16 protein-coding genes and 1 pseudogene are annotated in these 17049 nt (G+C 72.3%); 6 read left to right on the forward strand and 11 right to left on the reverse strand.

The window, feature by feature from the left end; genetic code table 11:
- The first annotated feature begins 311 nt into the window (after positions 1-311).
- Positions 312-1139, forward strand: a complete 828-nt coding sequence (locus tag ACNTMW_RS06595; RefSeq protein ID WP_426632489.1) for a hypothetical protein — start codon at positions 312-314, stop codon at positions 1137-1139.
- Between the two features lie 10 nt (positions 1140-1149).
- Here ACNTMW_RS06595 and ACNTMW_RS06600 read toward each other — a convergent pair whose 3' ends face one another.
- A complete protein-coding gene (locus ACNTMW_RS06600; protein WP_426632491.1) occupies positions 1150-1473 on the reverse strand; it encodes a hypothetical protein in 324 nt (107 codons plus the stop codon).
- 196 nt (positions 1474-1669) lie between these two features.
- Here ACNTMW_RS06600 and ACNTMW_RS06605 point away from each other — a divergent pair, with 196 nt between their 5' ends.
- Both ACNTMW_RS06605 and ACNTMW_RS06610 read left to right on the forward strand, forming a co-directional pair.
- The gene (locus ACNTMW_RS06605) at positions 1670-2443 is read left to right on the forward strand and encodes a glycerophosphodiester phosphodiesterase family protein (RefSeq protein WP_426632492.1); all 774 of its coding nucleotides are present in this window, start codon (positions 1670-1672) and stop codon (positions 2441-2443) included.
- Positions 2444-2449: 6 nt separating this feature from the next.
- Entirely contained in the window at positions 2450-3793 is a 1344-nt protein-coding gene (locus tag ACNTMW_RS06610; RefSeq protein ID WP_426632493.1) for an MFS transporter, read from the forward strand.
- 66 nt (positions 3794-3859) lie between these two features.
- Here the strand turns inward: ACNTMW_RS06610 and ACNTMW_RS06615 are convergent, their stop codons facing one another.
- From ACNTMW_RS06615 to ACNTMW_RS06640, 6 genes are all read right to left on the reverse strand, one after another.
- Entirely contained in the window at positions 3860-4825 is a 966-nt protein-coding gene (locus ACNTMW_RS06615) for a DUF3500 domain-containing protein (protein ID WP_426632494.1), read from the reverse strand.
- A 34-nt stretch (positions 4826-4859) separates the two neighbouring features.
- On the reverse strand, positions 4860-5828 hold the full coding sequence (locus ACNTMW_RS06620) for a tyrosine-type recombinase/integrase (RefSeq protein WP_426632495.1): 969 nt from the start codon (positions 5826-5828) through the stop codon (positions 4860-4862).
- A 236-nt stretch (positions 5829-6064) separates the two neighbouring features.
- The gene (locus tag ACNTMW_RS06625; protein WP_426632521.1) at positions 6065-6538 is read right to left on the reverse strand and encodes a GNAT family N-acetyltransferase; all 474 of its coding nucleotides are present in this window, start codon (positions 6536-6538) and stop codon (positions 6065-6067) included.
- A 167-nt stretch (positions 6539-6705) separates the two neighbouring features.
- Positions 6706-7998, reverse strand: coding sequence for a M48 family metallopeptidase (locus ACNTMW_RS06630; RefSeq protein ID WP_426632496.1), 1293 nt, complete (start codon positions 7996-7998; stop codon positions 6706-6708).
- Positions 7999-8125: 127 nt separating this feature from the next.
- Positions 8126-8950: a hypothetical protein gene (locus tag ACNTMW_RS06635; protein WP_426632497.1), complete on the reverse strand. Its 825-nt coding sequence runs from the start codon at positions 8948-8950 to the stop codon at positions 8126-8128.
- 108 nt (positions 8951-9058) lie between these two features.
- Complete coding sequence (locus ACNTMW_RS06640; RefSeq protein WP_426632522.1) at positions 9059-9796, reverse strand: polyprenol monophosphomannose synthase; 738 nt, start codon at positions 9794-9796, stop codon at positions 9059-9061.
- 1160 nt (positions 9797-10956) lie between these two features.
- Between ACNTMW_RS06640 and ACNTMW_RS06645 the strand changes: the two genes are divergently transcribed.
- The gene (locus ACNTMW_RS06645) at positions 10957-11694 is read left to right on the forward strand and encodes an alpha/beta hydrolase (RefSeq protein ID WP_426632498.1); all 738 of its coding nucleotides are present in this window, start codon (positions 10957-10959) and stop codon (positions 11692-11694) included.
- 335 nt (positions 11695-12029) lie between these two features.
- Here the strand turns inward: ACNTMW_RS06645 and ACNTMW_RS06650 are convergent.
- The 4 genes and pseudogenes from ACNTMW_RS06650 to thyX all read right to left on the reverse strand — a co-directional run.
- A pseudogene (locus ACNTMW_RS06650) lies at positions 12030-12263 on the reverse strand (recombinase family protein); the annotation flags it as partial.
- Between the two features lie 168 nt (positions 12264-12431).
- On the reverse strand, positions 12432-13361 hold the full coding sequence (locus ACNTMW_RS06655; RefSeq protein ID WP_426632499.1) for a class I SAM-dependent methyltransferase: 930 nt from the start codon (positions 13359-13361) through the stop codon (positions 12432-12434).
- 111 nt (positions 13362-13472) lie between these two features.
- Positions 13473-13841, reverse strand: a complete 369-nt coding sequence (locus tag ACNTMW_RS06660) for a Tn3 family transposase (protein WP_426632524.1) — start codon at positions 13839-13841, stop codon at positions 13473-13475.
- A 35-nt stretch (positions 13842-13876) separates the two neighbouring features.
- Positions 13877-14614 carry an FAD-dependent thymidylate synthase gene (gene thyX / locus ACNTMW_RS06665; RefSeq protein ID WP_426632500.1) on the reverse strand — a complete coding sequence of 246 codons (738 nt, stop codon included), beginning with the start codon at positions 14612-14614 and terminating at the stop codon, positions 13877-13879.
- A gap of 194 nt (positions 14615-14808) precedes the next feature.
- Between thyX and ACNTMW_RS06670 the strand changes: the two genes are divergently transcribed.
- A complete protein-coding gene (locus tag ACNTMW_RS06670; protein WP_426632501.1) occupies positions 14809-15147 on the forward strand; it encodes an ArsR/SmtB family transcription factor in 339 nt (112 codons plus the stop codon).
- Positions 15144-16826 carry a SulP family inorganic anion transporter gene (locus tag ACNTMW_RS06675; RefSeq protein WP_426632502.1) on the forward strand — a complete coding sequence of 561 codons (1683 nt, stop codon included), beginning with the start codon at positions 15144-15146 and terminating at the stop codon, positions 16824-16826. The genes ACNTMW_RS06670 and ACNTMW_RS06675 overlap by 4 nt, the downstream gene beginning before the upstream one ends.
- The last annotated feature ends 223 nt before the right edge of the window (positions 16827-17049 follow it).

Raw genomic sequence — 17049 nt, forward strand, 5'->3', positions numbered from 1 at the left:
GCGCCGCTGGCCGGGCGTTGGGTGCCGGCCGGTGTGTGTCTTGTTCGTCGGCCGGTCGGCGATGGGGCGGGTGTCCCCCGCCGGTCGGCCGACGGTGGTTGGTCAGTCGGCGGGTCGGCGGTACTCCCCCGCGCTACCGGCCTATGTGTCCTTTGTGGAGGTTGCGGCGCTCCGGCGTGAGCGCGGGTGTCGCGGTGAGGGTACGGCGACGGTGTGTGGTGCCCGTGGCTGGGAGGCGGTGCCCTGGGGCGGGAATTGTCGGGGCCGGCTGCTAGAACATACGTACAGATGTACGTCGAGGGAGTTTCGCGATGGCCGGTCGCAGTGCAGCTCGTGGATTGTCCGCCCCGGAGTTGGAGCAGATCCGGGAGGCGCTGGCCAACGGGCGGCGGCCGAAGGTGGTGTTCACCCCGTCGGCCGGTCAGATCGCCGGCCAGCAGGGCCAGGTGGTGGAGTTGGCTGATCCGGCGGTCAGCGACGAGTGGGTGGTGGTGCGGTTCGGTCGGGACGAGTTGCCCTTCTCCCCCACCGATCTGGCGATCGCGCCGAAGGGTGCCCCGCCCCGCCGGCCGCCGAAGGTCGCCGTGTCCACGCCGGCGGCTCCGCCGGGACCGCCGCTTGCTGATGCGGCGTTCGCCGCGAAGCCTCCCGTCGCCGCCGTGCCCGCCCCCCACGAGGAGATCGTTGTGACCCGTCCTGCGACCGATGGTGCCGACAAGGCGTCCGGTGCTGACAACGTGTCCGGTGCCGACAAGGACTCTGACACCGGCCGGGCGTCCGGTGTGGCCCGGCCGGTGTCGGCCGGTGAGGGCCGCGACCAGCCGGCTCGCCCGGCGGCCAAGGCGGCGGCGCGGAAGGCACCGCCTCGGGTCAAGCCGCCGGCGGCGTTGACGGTCACCTTGTCGTACGCCGACGGTGAATGGTTGGTCGCCGCGCAGCAGGGCACGAAGGTGCTCGCGAAGCCGTACGTGATCAAGCCGGCGGAGGCACTGAAGATGGTGGGCATGATCGACATGCCCGGGGTGCGGGAGGCCGTCGAGGAGATCGTGGCGGCGGCCCGGGCCGAGGCGGAAGCGGAGGCGGACCGGTTGCGTGCGGAGCTCGCCGAGATCGAGGCGCGGCTGGCGGAGTTGCCGTAGCCGGGTCCGGCTAGGCGGGCCGGCGGGCCGGTGACCGGTCGCCGTCGCGGCGCATCCGCAGGTAGGTGACGACCGCTTCCCGGGTGGTGGAGGCGCCGAGGAGTTGACGGGCCTGCGCGATGCGCCGGTTGGCGGTGCGCAGCGACAGGTACTCGGCCTGGGCGGCGGCGGCGATGGTGGCGCCGGTGGCCAGCCGTTCGAGCAGGGCCCGTTGTTCGGGGGCGAGGTCGGTGGGCGCGGTGGGTACGCGGTCGGGTGCGCGGTCGCGGCTGGCGCGCTCCCCCGCCGTGGTGTCCGGTTCGGCGCTCATGCGGTCGGTTCCGTTCGTTGTCACGCCCACGCTCCTTCACGGTCCGGTGCCGCCGGGTGTCCGGCGCCGTCGTTGACATCACGCGTGGCGGTGTCCCGATGGTTCACCGTCCGGCCGGGGTTCGCCGCTTGTGATCGTCCGGTCACCGGTCGGTGTCGGTGCGGGTACGGACGCCGGCCGGGTCACGGTCGGTTCCCGGCGGTGGGCACAATTGCTGACCATGGCAGCGCACCCGTACCTCGACGCGCCGACGCCGTTGGCGTTCGCCCACCGTGGCGGTGCGGCCGCCGGTGACGAGAACACCGCCGCGGCGTTCACCCGTTGCGTGGAGTTGGGGTACCGGTACATCGAGACCGACGTGCACGCCACCAGTGACGGGGTGGCGGTGGTGTTCCACGATCCGACGTTGGTGCGCATGACCGGTGACCGGCGGCGGGTGCGGGACGTGCGCTGGGCGGACCTGGCGGCGCTGCGGGTGGGTGGTGCGGCGGCGGTGCCGCGCCTGGACGAGATGCTGGATGCCTGGCCGCAGGTCCGGTTCAACATCGACGTCAAGTCCGAGCAGGCCCTCGCGCCCGGGCTGGCGGCGGTACGCCGGGCCGGGGCGCTCGACCGGGTGCTGCTGGCGTCGTTCTCCGACGACCGGCTGCGCCGCATCCGCCGCGAGTTGGGGCCGGCGGCGGCGACGTCGATGGGTACCCGGGAGGTGGCCCGGTTGTGGGCGGGTGCCCGGCTGGGGCGGGCCGGGCGGGTACCGCCGGGGGTGGTCGCCGCGCAGGTGCCGGTGGCGCAGTCCGGGCTGCGGGTGGTGACGCCGCGGTTCGTGGCGCACGCCCACCGGCTGGGTCTGCAGGTGCATGTGTGGACCGTCGACGACCCGGACGCGATGCGCCACTTACTGGATCTCGGTGTGGATGGCATCATGACCGATCGCATCGAGGTGCTGCGCGACGTGTTCAGCGCCCGTGGGGTGTGGCCCACCGACACGAGATGAGGACCGATGGTCGCCGACGCACGCGTGCACCAGGAGTTGAGTACCCGTCGTGAACGGGTCGGCTGGTACGTCTACGACTGGGCCAACTCGGCGTTCTACACCACGGTGGTGACCGTGTTCCTCGGCCCGTACCTGAGTTCGGTGGCCGAGCACGCCGCGGATGCGCAGGGCCGGGTGTATCCGCTGGGTATCCCGGTCGCGGCGGGGTCGCTGTTCGCGTACGTGGTCTCGTTGTCGGTGCTGTTGCAGGTGGTTGTGTTGCCGGTGGTGGGTGCGGTCGCCGACCGGACGTCACGGAAGAAGGAGCTGCTGGCGTCGCTGGCCTATGTGGGGGCGGCGGCGACGGTCGGCCTGGTGTTCTGCACCGGCGGGCGGTACCTGCTGGGCGCGGTGCTGTTCCTGGTGGCCAACCTGGCGTACGGGTCGAGCATCGTCGTGTACAACTCGTTCCTGCCGCAGATCGCCGGGCCGGACGAGCGTGACCGGGTGTCGAGCATCGGCTGGGCGATCGGCTACATCGGCGGTGGTCTGCTGCTGGCGTTGAATCTGGTGGTGCTGACGATCGAGCCGGCGGGCCTGAGCAAGGGTGAGATCGCCCGGTGGAGCATCGTGTCGGCGGGTGTGTGGTGGGCGGCGTTCACCACGGTGCCGCTGGTGTGGTTGCGTAACCGGCCGGCGGTGGCCGGTGAGGCGCGCGGTCCGGCTCTCGTTGACGGGTTCCGGCAGCTGTGGCACACGGTGCGGGGGCTGCGGGCGTACCCGTTGACGTTGTTCTTCCTGGCCGCCTACCTGGTGTACAACGACGGCATCCAGACCGCGATCGCGATGGCCAGCGTGTACGCCGACAAGGAGCTCGGGCTCGACCAGGCGGTCCAGGTCCAGACGATCCTGCTGGTGCAGTTCCTGGCATTCGGCGGGGCGATGGTGCTGGGGTGGCTGGCCCGGCGGTTCGGGGCGTGGAAGACCGTGCTGGGCAGTCTGGTGTTGTGGACGGTGGTGCTGGCGGCCGGGTATGTGCTGCCGGCGCACCGGCCGATGGCGTTCCTGATGCTCGGCGCGCTGCTGGGTATCGTGCTCGGCGGCAGCCAGGCGTTGAGTCGGTCGTTGTTCAGCCAGCTCATCCCGCACGGCAAGGAGGCCGAGTACTTCGGCATCTACGAGATTTCCGACAAGGGCACGAGCTGGTTGGGGCCGTTGCTGTTCGGGCTGGCCTACCAGGTGACCGGCAGCTACCGGGTGGCGATCGTGTCGCTGGTGGCGTTCTTCGTGGTCGGGTTCGTCGCGCTCGCGGCGGTGCCGATGCGGCGGGCGATCGTGGCGGCCGGCAACACCCCGCCGCGGCTGCTGTGACGCCCCGCCGGTGGCCGCTGCCCCCGGTGCCGGCTCTGCCGTGACCGGCCGGTATGGCGGCGGGGTCTACCGGTGGTCGGCCGCGGTGGGACGGTGGGCGTCGGCGTGGTGGGCGGCCAGCACGTCACCGCCGAAGTCGCTGTCCGGGCGGCGGAGCACGGTGTGCGCGTGGTTGGCGTCGTTCTGGCTGTTGTCGTACTCGATGAGCAGGTCCGGTGCCTGGATGCGGTAGTAGTGCCCGGCGCCGGGCCGCAGCGGGCCCTCCCAGGCCAGGTGCACCTCCCGCCGGTCGATGCGGGCGGACTCGTGGCGGGCCAGCGCGGGCGGTAGCCGGTCGAGGTACACGGCGAGCAGCCGGTCGAGCAGGTCGCGGGCGCCCGGGTCGAGTCGGTGGGCGGCGACGCCCAGGGGGGTGACCGGCGCGACGGCGCGGGGTGCCGTGGCGCTGGCGATGTCGGGGCGGGCGGTGTCGGCGGTGACCGCCGCGGCGCGCCCGTCGGGGCCCATGGCATCCATCACCGCCCGCGCCAGGTCCTCTTCCAGGGCGAGGGGGCGCAGGACCGGGTGGTCGGCGTAGCGGACGGTGGCCGGGTTGGCGCCGAGGAACACCGGGGTCGGGTGGATCCGGTCGCCGTCGACGGTCATAGTGACCGACAGGTGGTGGCCTTCGAACCGCCACCCCCACGGGGCGTCGCCGGTCGGGTCGCCGAAGACGTTGACCCGGTAGTCGTTGCTGTGGCGGCCGCGGGCCCAGCCTTCGGCCCGGTCGAGGATCTCTTCGAGCGCGATGATCGTCATGGCCTGGGCGTACGCGTGGGGGCTCAGCGCGGTGGCGAGCAGGCGGTGGGCGGCCTTGCGGGCCGGTGCGGTCAGGTCGGCCAGGCTGATGCCGGGTCGGGGCCGGGGCCGGTACTCGATCCAGCGGCGCATCGCGTCGGTGAAGGGGTGGCAGGCGCGGCCGCGTTCGTCGTCGAGTCCGGCGATGAACGCGGCCGCGGCGGCGCGCATCGCCTCGGCTACCGGTTCGGGCATGGCGGCCTCCCGGGGTGGGTGGGGACGTGCGCGGTCACGACCGGCGGGCGGCGCGGGCCGCGGCGATGCGGTACGTCGGATCACGGTCGAGGTTGTGGCGGTCGCGGTCGTAGCGGCGGGTGGTACGCGGGTCGGCGTGTCCCATGGCGTCCTGGACGTCTTCGAGGGGTACGCCCTGGTCGCGGGCGGTGGTGGCGAAGGCGTGCCGCAGCGAGTGGGGTGACAGGTCGGCCCAGGCGGGGATGCCGGCCGCCCGGGCGAGCCGGCGGACCAGCCGGAACACGGCGGCCCGGTCGACGCGGGCGCCGGTGGCGGTGACGAACAATGGACCGTCCGCCTGCCCGGGCCGGGTCGCCAGGTATGCGTCGAGGGCGGCCGCGGTGGCCGGGGCGAGGGCCCGGCGGCGGGATTTGCCGCCCTTGCCGACGAAGCGGATGGTGCGGTGGCCGCGTTCGTGGCCGAGGTCGGTGACGTCGAGGCCGACCAGTTCCCCGACGCGCAGGCCCAGGTCGGCCAGGAGGGTGAGCATGGCCCGGTGGCGCAGTGCCTGTGGACCGCCGTCGGCGGCGGCCGCGGCGAGCAGCGCGTCGACCTCGTCGGCGGTCAGTCCGACGGTGACCGAGTGGTCCCGGTCGACGCGGGGCCGGTCGGCGCCGGCGACCGGGTTGACCGGCACGATCCGCAGCCGGGTCAGGAAGTCGTACCAGCTGGCCAGCCCGGACATTCGGCGGGCGACGGTCGCGGGGGTGAGCAGCCGGCCGGACCGGGTGTCTATGGTGGACTCCAGTTCCCGGGCGTATTCATTGACGTGCAGGAAGGTCGCGTGGAGGGGGTCGACGTCGCGGCGGGCGCACCACTGCAGCCAGGTGTTGACGTCGCGCTGGTAGGCCAGGCGGGTGTGGGGGGACAGTCGCCGGTTGCGTAGCCACGCGGTGGTGAAGTCGGCGAGGTCGGCCGGGCGTGCGACGGCCCCGGGCGGCTCGGCGCGGATCGGCAGGCTCATGATCAGACGAGCCTAGCCGACCTGCCGGAGCGGGTGCGGGTTTGCGCTGGCTACTGTTTTGTTGTGCGAATCTGCCGGTGTGGGCACGACCGCGCGGCCCACCGGCACTACCGCCGCGGGACCGACTGCGGCCGGTGCGACTGTTCCCGATACGCCGTGCCGCGCCCGTGGGACGCGGCCTGGCGGCTGATCCGGGGCGTGTGGCGGCGGGCGGACGGGCCGGGAGACGGCGTGTCCTAGACGACGGCGGGGCTGCGGCGTTCCACCAGGACCACGTCGCGCCAGCGTCCGTGCTGGCGGGCGATGCGTTCGCGGGTACCCACGACCCGGAAACCCACGGCGCGGTGCGTGGCGAGGCTGGCGGTGTTCTCCGGGAAGATGGCCGACTGGATCGTCCAGATGCCGGCGGCCTCGGTCGAGTCGATGAGGGCGTGCAGCAGCGCGCGGCCCAGCCCCTTCCCCCGCGCGTCGGGGTGCACGTACACGGAGTGTTCGACCACCCCGGCGTAGGCGCCGCGCTGCGACACCGGCGAGCATGCGACCCAGCCGAGGACCCGGCTGGTGGGGTCGACGGCAACGAACCGGTGGTCGGGCAGCCGGGTGGCGGCGAACCGGCCCCAGGTCGGCGGTTCGGTCTCGAAGGTGGCCTGGCCGCCGTCGATGCCGGCCCGGTAGATGTCGAGGACCTCCGCGGCGTGGAGGTCCGCCATGGGGGCGATGCGGATCTGTTCGGTGTCGTGCACGGTCCCACTGTAGGTCGACCGGTGTGGCCGCAGGCCGGGCTCGTGGGCGATGACCTGGGCGAACCCGGTGAGATGGATCTCGGCGGGGTGGATTTCGGTGACCGGGGTCGGATCCCGGCCCGGGTGTCGCGGCGTCAGCTCGCGGCCAGGTCGCGGCGGGCGGCCGCGTACGCCGTGGCCAGTTCGGCGTCGATGCGCGCCGAGGTGGCCACGTCGAGCAGCACGGCCGGTGGGTGCGCCGGCCGGGACTCGATCATCCGGGCGCGCAGTCCGGCGGGCGGGTGTGAGGCGAACAGCGACACGTCGTCGCGTACCGACAGTTGGCGCAGGCGGGGCAGCCGCGCGGCGACGTCACGGCGCGCCTGGTCGGCGGCCGCCCGCCAGGCGGCGGCGTCACCGCCCTTGCGGGCCTCCCGCCGTACCACCATGGTCATCGTGTCGGTGGCGGTGAGAGTGTCGGCGAGCTGCGCCGCGGCGGTGCTGCCACCGGCGCGGGCGGCGAGCTCGTCGGCGAGGTACTCGGCGCGCTGTGCCTCCCGCAGGCCGATCCACACCAGGACCAGGTGGCCGCAGCGGACCAGGAACCGCAGCGCGCCGAGGACGACGGCGTGGAGCAGGCCGCCGATGATCCCGGCCAGCCCGCCGGCCCGCGCGGGCATGTCGGTGGGGCGCAGCACGTCGGCCAGTGTCCCGAAGGTGGTCATCGGGACGCTGGTGAGCGGCCCGCGCCGGACGTCGCCGTTGACGAAGTGGCCCAGTTCGTGGCCGAGCAGGGCGACGCGCTGCTGGGGCGGCAGCGCACCCCACAGGGACAGGCCGAGGGACAGGACCCGGCGGCGGCGCAGCCCGACCGCGCCGGCGAAGGCGTTGAAGTCGGCGTCGACCGTCACCACGTGGGGTGCCGGCGCGCCGACGGCCACGGCGACCTCGTCGACGAGCGCGAACAGGGTCGGTGCCTGGTCGCGGGTGACCTCGCGAAGGGTCGGGTCGCGGCGCCCGAGACGTGGTCGCAGCGCCACCGCGAGCAGCACGGCGAGGACGCCGGGTACGAGGCGCAGGCTCGGGAAGTCGGCCACGATCAGCCAGCAGCCGGCGGCCAGCAGCGCCGCGTCGGCGGCCAGCAGCGCCGCGTCGGCGGCCAGCAGCAGCACCGCCGTGCCGAGCAGGACCACCGTCGCCGGGGTCGTGCCGGGACGGTCGACCGGGCGGCCGGCGAGCGCGGCGTACTGGCGGGCGGTCAGCCGGTACGCCACCCGGTGCGTCAGGCGGTCCAGCCACCGCCAGCCCAGTTCGGGAGAGTGCCGGTCGGGTTCGTAGCGGTCGAGGTTCCACTCGCACGCCGGGCACCACGGTTGCGCGCCGCGCTCGGTGACCAGCAGCGTGCGGCAGTCGGGACAGTGCGTGGCGGGTGCGGCGGCGACAATCACAACGGTCGATTGTGCCGCTCTGTTGATCATCACGGCAGTGGCCGGTCGACCGACGCGGCTGGCCGGATGGTCGGTGGTCGGTGGGCGGTGACCTGACGGCTGAGGCGGTCGCCCGGCGCCGGCCCGGTCAGGCCGACAGTCGCTGCGGTGGCTGCCCGTACCGGCTACTGATCATCCGGCCGGCCGGACTGTCGGCCGGCGGCGTGGTCCGCGCCAGTCGCAGCAGCACGTCGAGGTTGGTGACCGTTCCGTTGGCGGCGGTCGCCCGGTCCATGATCCCGGCGCAGGCCGCCTGCCGGTAGGCCGGGTCGCCGTGACCGGCGCGCTCCAGCGCCCGCATGACCTCCGCGCGGGCGTCCGCCGGGTCGCTGCCCGGCACGCGCGGAGCCACGATCCGGGGCACGGGATGGGTGGCGCCGGTCGACCCGGCACGGGTTGGCGCGGCACCGGTCGGCGTCGGGCCTGCGTCGCCGGTGTCGTCGGCCGGCCCCAGGTCGACGATGTGCTTGGCGCACCGGTACTTCTTGTTGGGGTCGGCGCGGGTCTCCATGTGCTTGTAGATCGCGACCCGGTGGCCGGTGAGGGTCCGGGCGGTCTCCCACAGTGCCCGCCCGGCGGGGCCGTCGGTGCGGTCGGTGCGGATCATCTCCTCGGTCGCCTCGCCGTCGCGAACCACGGTAAGGGTCAACATGGCCCGGGTGCTGGACGCCTCGATCGTCACGTCGGCCAGGACCCCGACGAACACCTGGGCGTTCGTCAGTTCGGCCAGCCTGCGGGCAAGCTCCGACCGCGGGCCACTCTCGATCCACAGGTCGACGGCCAGTGCCCGCACCCGCTCCAGGTAGCGACCCTGGTCCTCGTGGTCACGCATCGGTCCGGCGGCCTGCACGGCCAGTGGCAGCAGGCGCATGGCCAGGTCGGCCGCCTCCCGCATGGTCTGCTCGGGTGACATGGAACTCCTCTCCACCCGTTCGCACATGTGTACGAATGCAGTACATCACGGGGGTATGACATTTTCCGACGGGAAATCCCCGCCCGGTGCCAGCTCCCCGGGCGGACCTCAGCGGGGGCGCCCGCCGAACAGCAGCCTCCACGGCACGACGGCGGATTCCACCTGCACGGCGAGGCTCATCTTGGACACGCCGTCGCTGCGCTCCTCGAACCGGATCGGCACCTCGGCGATCCTCATGCCACGCTGGACGGTCCGGTAGTTCATCTCCACCTGGAACGCGTAGCCGTTGCTCTGCACGGATGCGACGTCGATCGCGCGGAGAGTGTCGGCGCGCCACGCCTTGAAACCGGCGGTGGCGTCCTTGACCCCCAGCCGCAGGATCGTGTTGACGTAGAAGTTCGCCCAGGCCGACAGCGCCTTGCGGTGCCACGGCCAGTCGCTGGCGACCGCGCCACCGGCCACGTACCGCGAACCGAGCACGACGGCGGCGTCCGTGGTGGCCAACGTCCGCAGCATGTCGGGAATGGCCGTGGCCGGGTGGGACAGGTCGGCGTCCATCTGGATGACGACGTCCGCGCCTTCGGCCAGGGCCCGACTCATGCCGGCCACGTACGCACGGCCCAGTCCGTCCTTGACGGTCCGGTGCAGCACCCCGACCGGGATCGGCCCGTCGACCGCGAGCTTGTCGGCGACCTCGCCGGTGCCATCCGGGGAGTTGTCGTCGACGACCAGCAGGTGCAGGTTCGGGATCTGCAGCGCCGCGAGCAACTCGACGAGCCGGGGCAGGTTGTCGCGCTCGTTGTAGGTCGGCACGACGACGGTTGCCTTCGGGGTGGCACTCTCCATGATCACCTTCGCCTGGTCTGTCACCCCGACGTGCCGTACCCAGCACCGGCGAGTGCGGTCGCGGACGGCGGGAGATCGTCCTACTCGGGCCGCCGGTCAGCGAGCCGGGGTCGCCCGCCGCGGCCGGCGGCCCCTCACTGTATCGATCCGAGAGCCTACACCGCTTCCGGGGCACACGGTGACCGGAGCGCCGCCGGGGCCTGAGAAGCCGGCGCCACGACCGGCTCGGGGCGCCGGCCGCGGTCGGCCGGGCGGGTGCCGGTACTGGTACCGGCACCCGCCCGGGTCCCGGAACGTCTCGACGTGGTACCGGCGCAAGGGGGTCGGGTCGCGGGTGCCATCCACGAGGCACCATGTGCGGCCGCCACCGTCACCGGCCCCTTGCCGTCGCCGACAGGAATCCCGGCAGACGAAGGCACCGCTGCGGCAGGGTCTCGCCGCGCTCCTGCGACATGTCCCCCGAGACCACCGGACACCTTGCGACCACGAGGCACTTCAGCGGGTCCTGGGTCCCTGCCGGGCCGTGCCGTCCCCAGGTGCCGGCGCATTGTCGGCCACGAAGACGCGGTTCCACGGCCGGCCGGACTACATCATAACTGGCATTATGATGTAGCGCATTATCGAATTACCGGTATTGGAAATACGGTAATCGGGCGATGATCCGTCGAGGGTGGAGTGGGCGATGACACCGGCGGTGTCGCTTCGCATCCCCTGCGGCGAGCGACGTGAGGCCCTGGCGAGGCTGCGCGAGTTCTCAGGTGAAGTGACGAGTGGATGAGTCGCGGCAGCGTGGAGCTTGACCAGACGTTCCCGTCACAGGGGAACGGATTGCTGAGGAAACGTTCTCCTGGCGTTTTGGTGCGTTCGTCAGTTCTTCGACGTGTGAATGGCGCAGTACGGTCCGCAGGTCGGCCGGTAAGAAGCGTGTCACCAGCCGCACACGCGGGTGGTGACACGTGCTCGATGTAGGGCCGCCCGCCACCGCAAGAACCTGTTGGCGGACCACGGCGCCTACTGCTAACCTCCCCGAGGCCGTGCGAGAGAACGAGGAGGTGGTACCCGTGAACGCAGTATCGACATGGGTGCTCCCCTCCGGGGTCACGGTCGGACGATAGGTCGTCCGGGAGCGCCATTCAAAGGCACTCCCGAAAGGCACGACCATGCGATTCACTTCCGAACAGCGCCTCGACGACGGCGTCCTCGAACGCGAATTCACCCTCGGCGAGATCCCCGGCCTCCTGTGGACGCCCGCATCCGCATCCGCATCCGCACCGGCGCCGCTGATCCTGGTCGGCCACCCCGGCGGACTGCACAAGATGTACCCCCGCCTGGTGGCCCGGGCCCGGCACTCCGCGGCGGAGGGCTTCGCCGCGGCCACCATCGAGCTCCCCGGGAGCGGTGACCGGCCCCGTTCCGCCGCCGCCGAGGAGGCCCGTGCCGACCTGTGCCGGGCGCTGGCGGCCGGCGAGCCGGTCGACGACGAGATCGTCGACCGGCTCGTCCTCCCACTGGTCGAAAAGGCGGTCCCGGAATGGCGGGCCGCCCTGGACGCCCTCCTTTCGCTGCCCGAGATCGGCGGCCCGGTCGGGTACGCGGGAGGCGTGATCGCCATCGGCCTCCGGCTGGCGGTGGTCGAGCCGCGCATCTCGGCCGCCCTTCTGTTCGCCGGGAGCTTCGTGCCCCGCACCATGTTCGAGGAGGCCCGGCAGGTCACCATTCCGCTGCAGGTCCTGCTGCAGTGGGACGACGAAGGAAACGACCGGCAGCTGGCCCTGGACCTGTTCGACGCCTTCGGCTCCAAGGAGAAGACGCTGCACGCCAATATGGGCGGGCACACCGGCGTCCCGCAGTTCGAGGGGGACGACGGGAACCGGTTCTTCGCCCGGCACCTGAAGTGAGGCCGGGCCGTCAGGCCGGAAGCAGACGGTAGGCGGTGTCGGCCAGGATGGCGCTCATCGAGGTCAGGTCCCGGCCTTCCTCGATGGCGGTGGCCAGCAGGTGCACTACCGCCCCGATCGCGGCTGTACGGCCGATGGCCGGTACCGCCGCGATCGGGGCGGCGCGTCTCCGGATTGACGTCGGTGCAGGTCCCGCTGGTGTTGGTGTCATGATCCTTTCCAGGAGTCCCGCGTTCGCCAACTCCGGGGTCGAGGAACATCGGTACAGAGATTGGCGCTAGCGACGATCGTGGCGTCGGGGCTGCGGGCGCGGGCAAGGTGTTGCCGATGGCGCGGGCGTCGGGGACGGACCGCGCGAGCCGGTCCAGCTTGGGTACAACGAGGGTGTCGCCGGCGCGCACGGCCGCGAGGGCCTGGTCGAGGCCGGGGCGGGCACGGTTGGTGCCGGTCAGTCCCTTGTCGAGATAGATCCGCTCGGCGGGGACGCCGAGCGAGGTGAGGATCTCGCGCTGGGCAGTGGGATCCTGCAGGACGGCCGAGCATCGGGCGTAGCCGACCAGTTCCCCCACCGGCTGATCGTGCCGTTTAGCCCCCGGTCACCGGACAACTGCCCGGACCACCCATGTGAGACAGCGTCGGCGCTGGTCGGCGGCTCGGAAGGGATGCGCCGAGGGTGTCTCACTGGCCGATCGCCAAACGGACGCCTTCAAGAGCGTGACCGGATTACCGCTCGGAACTCAGTCCGCGCGCTGACCGATACGCAAGACGCTCAGGTACCGGCGTGCCACTCGGTCGCCCATGCGGGTGCGGATGCGCTCGGCGATGGCGTCGAGCAGCGGCTCACGGACGTCGCGATCGAGCCTGCGGTACGGCGACTGCGAGCGCAGGAGGTCGGCAAAACCATCGCCGTCGAACCACTGAACCGTGGGGTACCAGCGCACGATCGGGGGGCCGAACAGGCTGCCGGGGTCCTCGACCAGTCCCCAGCCCTCGTCGGTGCCGCGCACCTCACCCTCAAGCGGCGGATGACCCCAGTCGGGGTTCCCCGGGGAGAATCGCTCGTGGAGATCGGCAGTTTCCGCATACACCTCCGGCTCGCCGGGCCGGCGGATGACGACGTGGCCGAGCAGCGCCATCCAGCATCCAGGGTGGAGCACCTCGCGTGCTCGTCTCCAGCCGATCGCAGGATCGACCCAGTGCCACGCCGACGCGGCCACGAGGACGTCGAAGCGTCGACCGCGATCATCCCACTCTTCGAACGTCGACGACTCGACGGTGACGTTGTCGAAGGCGGCGAGCCGTTGGCGAGCGAGCGCGGCCATACCCGGGCCCGGCTCGATGGCGGTCACCGAACACCCGAGTGCCGCCAGCGACCGTGTTGCCTGCCCGGTGCCGCAGCCGACCTCAAGTACCGACGACCTTTCGCGTGTGCCGGTGATGGTGACGAGGTCGGCGAACAGCGCCTCGGGGTACCCGGGCCGGACCCTGTCGTACAGCTCGGGGACCTCGTTGAACACCTGACCGAGGCCACGTCGATTCGCACCTGCCACCGCACCACCCTCGCCGAGACCGTCGCCGACGTGCCGCTCCTGGACAAGCCTACGGATCGACACATCAGGTAATCGGCGCCCCTGCGGCCTCAAAGCCAAGATCGTCGCTAGCGCCAATCGCTGTACCGATGTTCCTCAACCCCGAACTCGTACAGCACCCACCTGGACCCTTCGGCGGCGCAGGTTCCGCCACCGCAGCATCCCCGGCCTGGTCGTAGGGATACCCGGTTAGGTGTGGTGGCGCCGCCACCCCGGGCGGCGGCATGAAGACCCGGAAGCGCCCAAGGCGAGACGGCCCGTCATGTCGAGCTTGACCGCACCGTACGGGGCGACATGGGTGCAGAACAGCGGGGTCAGTCCGCGTCGGTCGGCATCGGTCAGCGTGGCGGTCCAGCCGACGTCGGCCAGGACGTCCTGGACCATCAGAGTGTTGACATAGACCAGGGCGCTCTGCAGCACGCGCAGCCACAGCACGGAGAGTTCCTGCTCGTCGCGGCGGCTGGTGGCGATGTCGCCACCCTTGCCGTAGAAGATCACGCTGTTGGCCCGATTCCAGGGCTCGACGACGTTGAGCCCGTCGTTGATCTCGCGTTGCAGGTCCCGGTCGACGTACCGGCCCGCTCCGGCCTGGGTTACGGCGCGATCCGACCGTTGCGGACGAACGCGGCGTGGGTCACCGGCATGAGCCGGGCGAACTCGCGCTCGTACGCCTCGGCGACCAGTTCGATCTCCCGCTGCGGGAAGGACGGGAACCTCGCCGCGTCGTCTTTGACCCGCAGTGACAGGAAGTTCATCAACGCGCGGGCGTTCATCGTGACGTAGGCCGAGGAGTACAGCCGTACCGGCAGGTCCATGCGGGCCACCTCACGGGCCAGCCCGTCGTCGAGCGACTCCAGGTAGGCGGCGTAGGCGACCTCGCACACCCGCCGGCTGCGCGCGACGAGCCGCTGGTACTGCGCCGGGGTTCCCGCCGCGAACACGTACGCGCCGGGCTTGCCGGCCTGCACCAGGTGACGCTGCGCGTCGGGCAGGTAGAACACCGGCTCCAGCACCGTGTAGCGGCCGGACTCCTCGTTGTAGGACGCGATCCGGTGGCGCATGTGCTCGCGCCACACGAAGATCGGCGCCTCGACGTAGAAGGTGAACACCGAGTGTTCGAACGGCGAACCGTGCCGGTCCCGCATCAGGAAGTTGATCAGGCCGGCGTGCTGGTCGGCGTCGGCGTCGATGTCGGCCTGCGACCGTGCCCCGCGTGTCGACACCCGGGCCGCGAAGACCACGTCCGAGTCGGCGGCGGAATGCTTGACCAGGTCGACGACCATGTCACTGCGGAACCGGACGTCGGTCGAGGTCGGGTCGGACTCGGTCATGGCTGGCTCCCGGGTACGCGCGAAGGACTGTCCCGGAAGGGTAGCCGGGGGGTCGGCTGGTGTCCGACCGGCGTGTGCGGCAGCCGCCGGCGGTCCGTCCGCGACACGCCGCTCCCACCTGGACAGTTGAAGAAGTTTGCAACTGCTAAAGTCCTCACGCCGAGGAACGGTACGAGGAAACGGGGTGGGCGGGCGTGTCGGTGCCGCTGTACCAGGCGAAGGCCGAGCTGTTCCGTACGCTCGGGCACCCGGTGCGGATCCGGGTGTTGGAGCTGCTGCAGGACGGCCCGCGGCCGGTGCGGGAGCTGCTGGCCGCGATCGACGTCGAGGCGTCGAACCTGTCGCAGCAGCTGGCCGTGCTGCGCCGGGCCGGGATGGTGACGTCCGCACGCGAGGGCGGGCAGGTGACGTACGCGTTGAGCACTCCGCACGTGGCCGACCTGTTGGCCGCGGGGCGGCGCATCCTCGGCGCGGTACTCGCCGACCGCGACGGCCTGCTGGTGCAGCTGCGCGCCGACGGGCCGGACCGGTGACGCCGGGCTCGGCGGTCCGGCTGGTGGGCGGGCGGCTGGTCGGGCTGCTGCCGCAGCGCGCGGACTGGGTGGCGGCGCGCCGCGACCCGCGCGGCGACCTGGTGGCCGGATTGACGGTGGCGGTCGTGGCGCTGCCGCTGGCGCTGGCGTTCGGGGTCACCTCCGGGCTGGGCGCGCAGGCGGGCCTGGTCACCGCGGTCGTCGCCGGCGCGGTCGCGGCGGTCTTCGGCGGGTCGAACCTGCAGGTGTCGGGGCCGACCGGGGCGATGACGGTGGTGCTGGTACCGGTGGTGCAGCGCTTCGGCGCCACCGGGGTGCTCATGGTCGGCGCGATGGCCGGTGTGGTGCTGGTCGCCCTGGCGGCGGCGCGGCTGGGCCGCTACGTGCGGTACCTGCCCACCCCGGTGATCGAAGGGTTCACCGCGGGCATCGCGGTGGTCATCGCCCTGCAGCAGCTGCCGGCAGCGCTGGGGGTGGCGGGCGCGCACGGTGAGAAGGTGTGGGCGGTCGCCGCCGACGCGGTCGCCCGCTTCGCCGCGCATCCGCACCCGGCCCCGGTCGCGGTGGCCCTCGCCGTCGCGGCGTCGATGCTGCTGGGTGCCCGCTGGCGGCCCGGGTGGCCGTTCTCGCTGGTCGCGGTGGCCGCGGGGACGGTGCTGGCCGAGACCACCCCGCTCGACCTGGCCCGCATCGGCGCCCTGCCCACCGCGCTGCCGGCGCCGTCGCTGGACTTCCTCGACGGGCACGCCGTCGGGCAGCTGCTGCCGTCGGCGCTGGCGGTGGCGGCCCTGGCGGCGCTGGAAAGCCTGCTGTCGGCCACCGTCGCCGACGCGATGAGCGTCGACTCCCGCCACGACCCGGACCGGGAACTGTTCGGCCAGGGGCTGGCCAACCTCGCCGCGCCGCTGTTCGGTGGCATCCCGGCCACCGCGGCGATCGCCCGGACCGCCGTCAACGTGCGGGCCGGGGCCGGCTCGAAGCTGGCGGCCCTGACCCACGCCGCCGCCCTGGCGGTGATCGTGCTGGCCGCGTCGCCGCTGGTCGGCCGGATCCCGCTGGCCGCGCTCGCCGGGGTGCTGCTGGCCACGACCGTGCGCATGGTGCAGGCCGGGTCGCTGTGGGCGCTGGCCCGCGCCACCCGCCGCGACGCACTGGTGCTGATTTTGACGTTCACCGTGACCGTCGTGTTCGACCTGGTCACCGCCGTTGCCGTCGGGATCGGGGTGGCGGTCGTGCTGGCCCTGCGGGCGGTGGCCCGGACCGCCCGCGTCGAACAGGTACCGCTCGAACCCGGCGACCACAGCGCCGCGGAGCATGCCCTGCTCGCCGAGCACATCGTGGCCTACCGCCTGGACGGTCCACTGTTCTTCGCCGCCGCGCACCGCCTCCTGATCGAGCTGTCCGAGGTCGCCGACGTGCGGGTGGTGATCCTGCGCATGTCGCGGGTGTCCACGATCGACGCGACCGGCGCGCAGGTACTCGGCGACGCCATCGCCCGGCTGCACCGACGCGGGATCACCGTGTTGCTGTCGGGCGTCGCCCCCGGCCACGACCAGGTACTGGCCGCCCTGGGCATCGCCGAGCGGCTACGCCGCGACGGACTGGTCTTCCCCGACACCCCCGCCGCCATCGCGTACGCCCGTCGCCACCTCGGGTGCGTGCCCGCGGCGGCCGGCTGACCCGTCCACGGCCGCCGACCGGTGTCGCTACGCCACGGCATTGAACATGTTCACATCGATTGGTACGGTCGTCGTGTTGAACATGTTCAAATCTGAGGGGGGTGTCCCTATGGGTTTGGTCAAGCGGCGACGGGGCGGGGCTGGTAGGTGGTCTTGTCGCGGAGCATGGCGTGTAGGACGTCGATGCGGCGTCGGGCCAGGCAGATGAGGGCGGCGTTGTGTT

This window comes from Planosporangium spinosum (assembly GCF_049999945.1).
Lineage (GTDB): Bacteria > Actinomycetota > Actinomycetes > Mycobacteriales > Micromonosporaceae > Planosporangium > Planosporangium spinosum.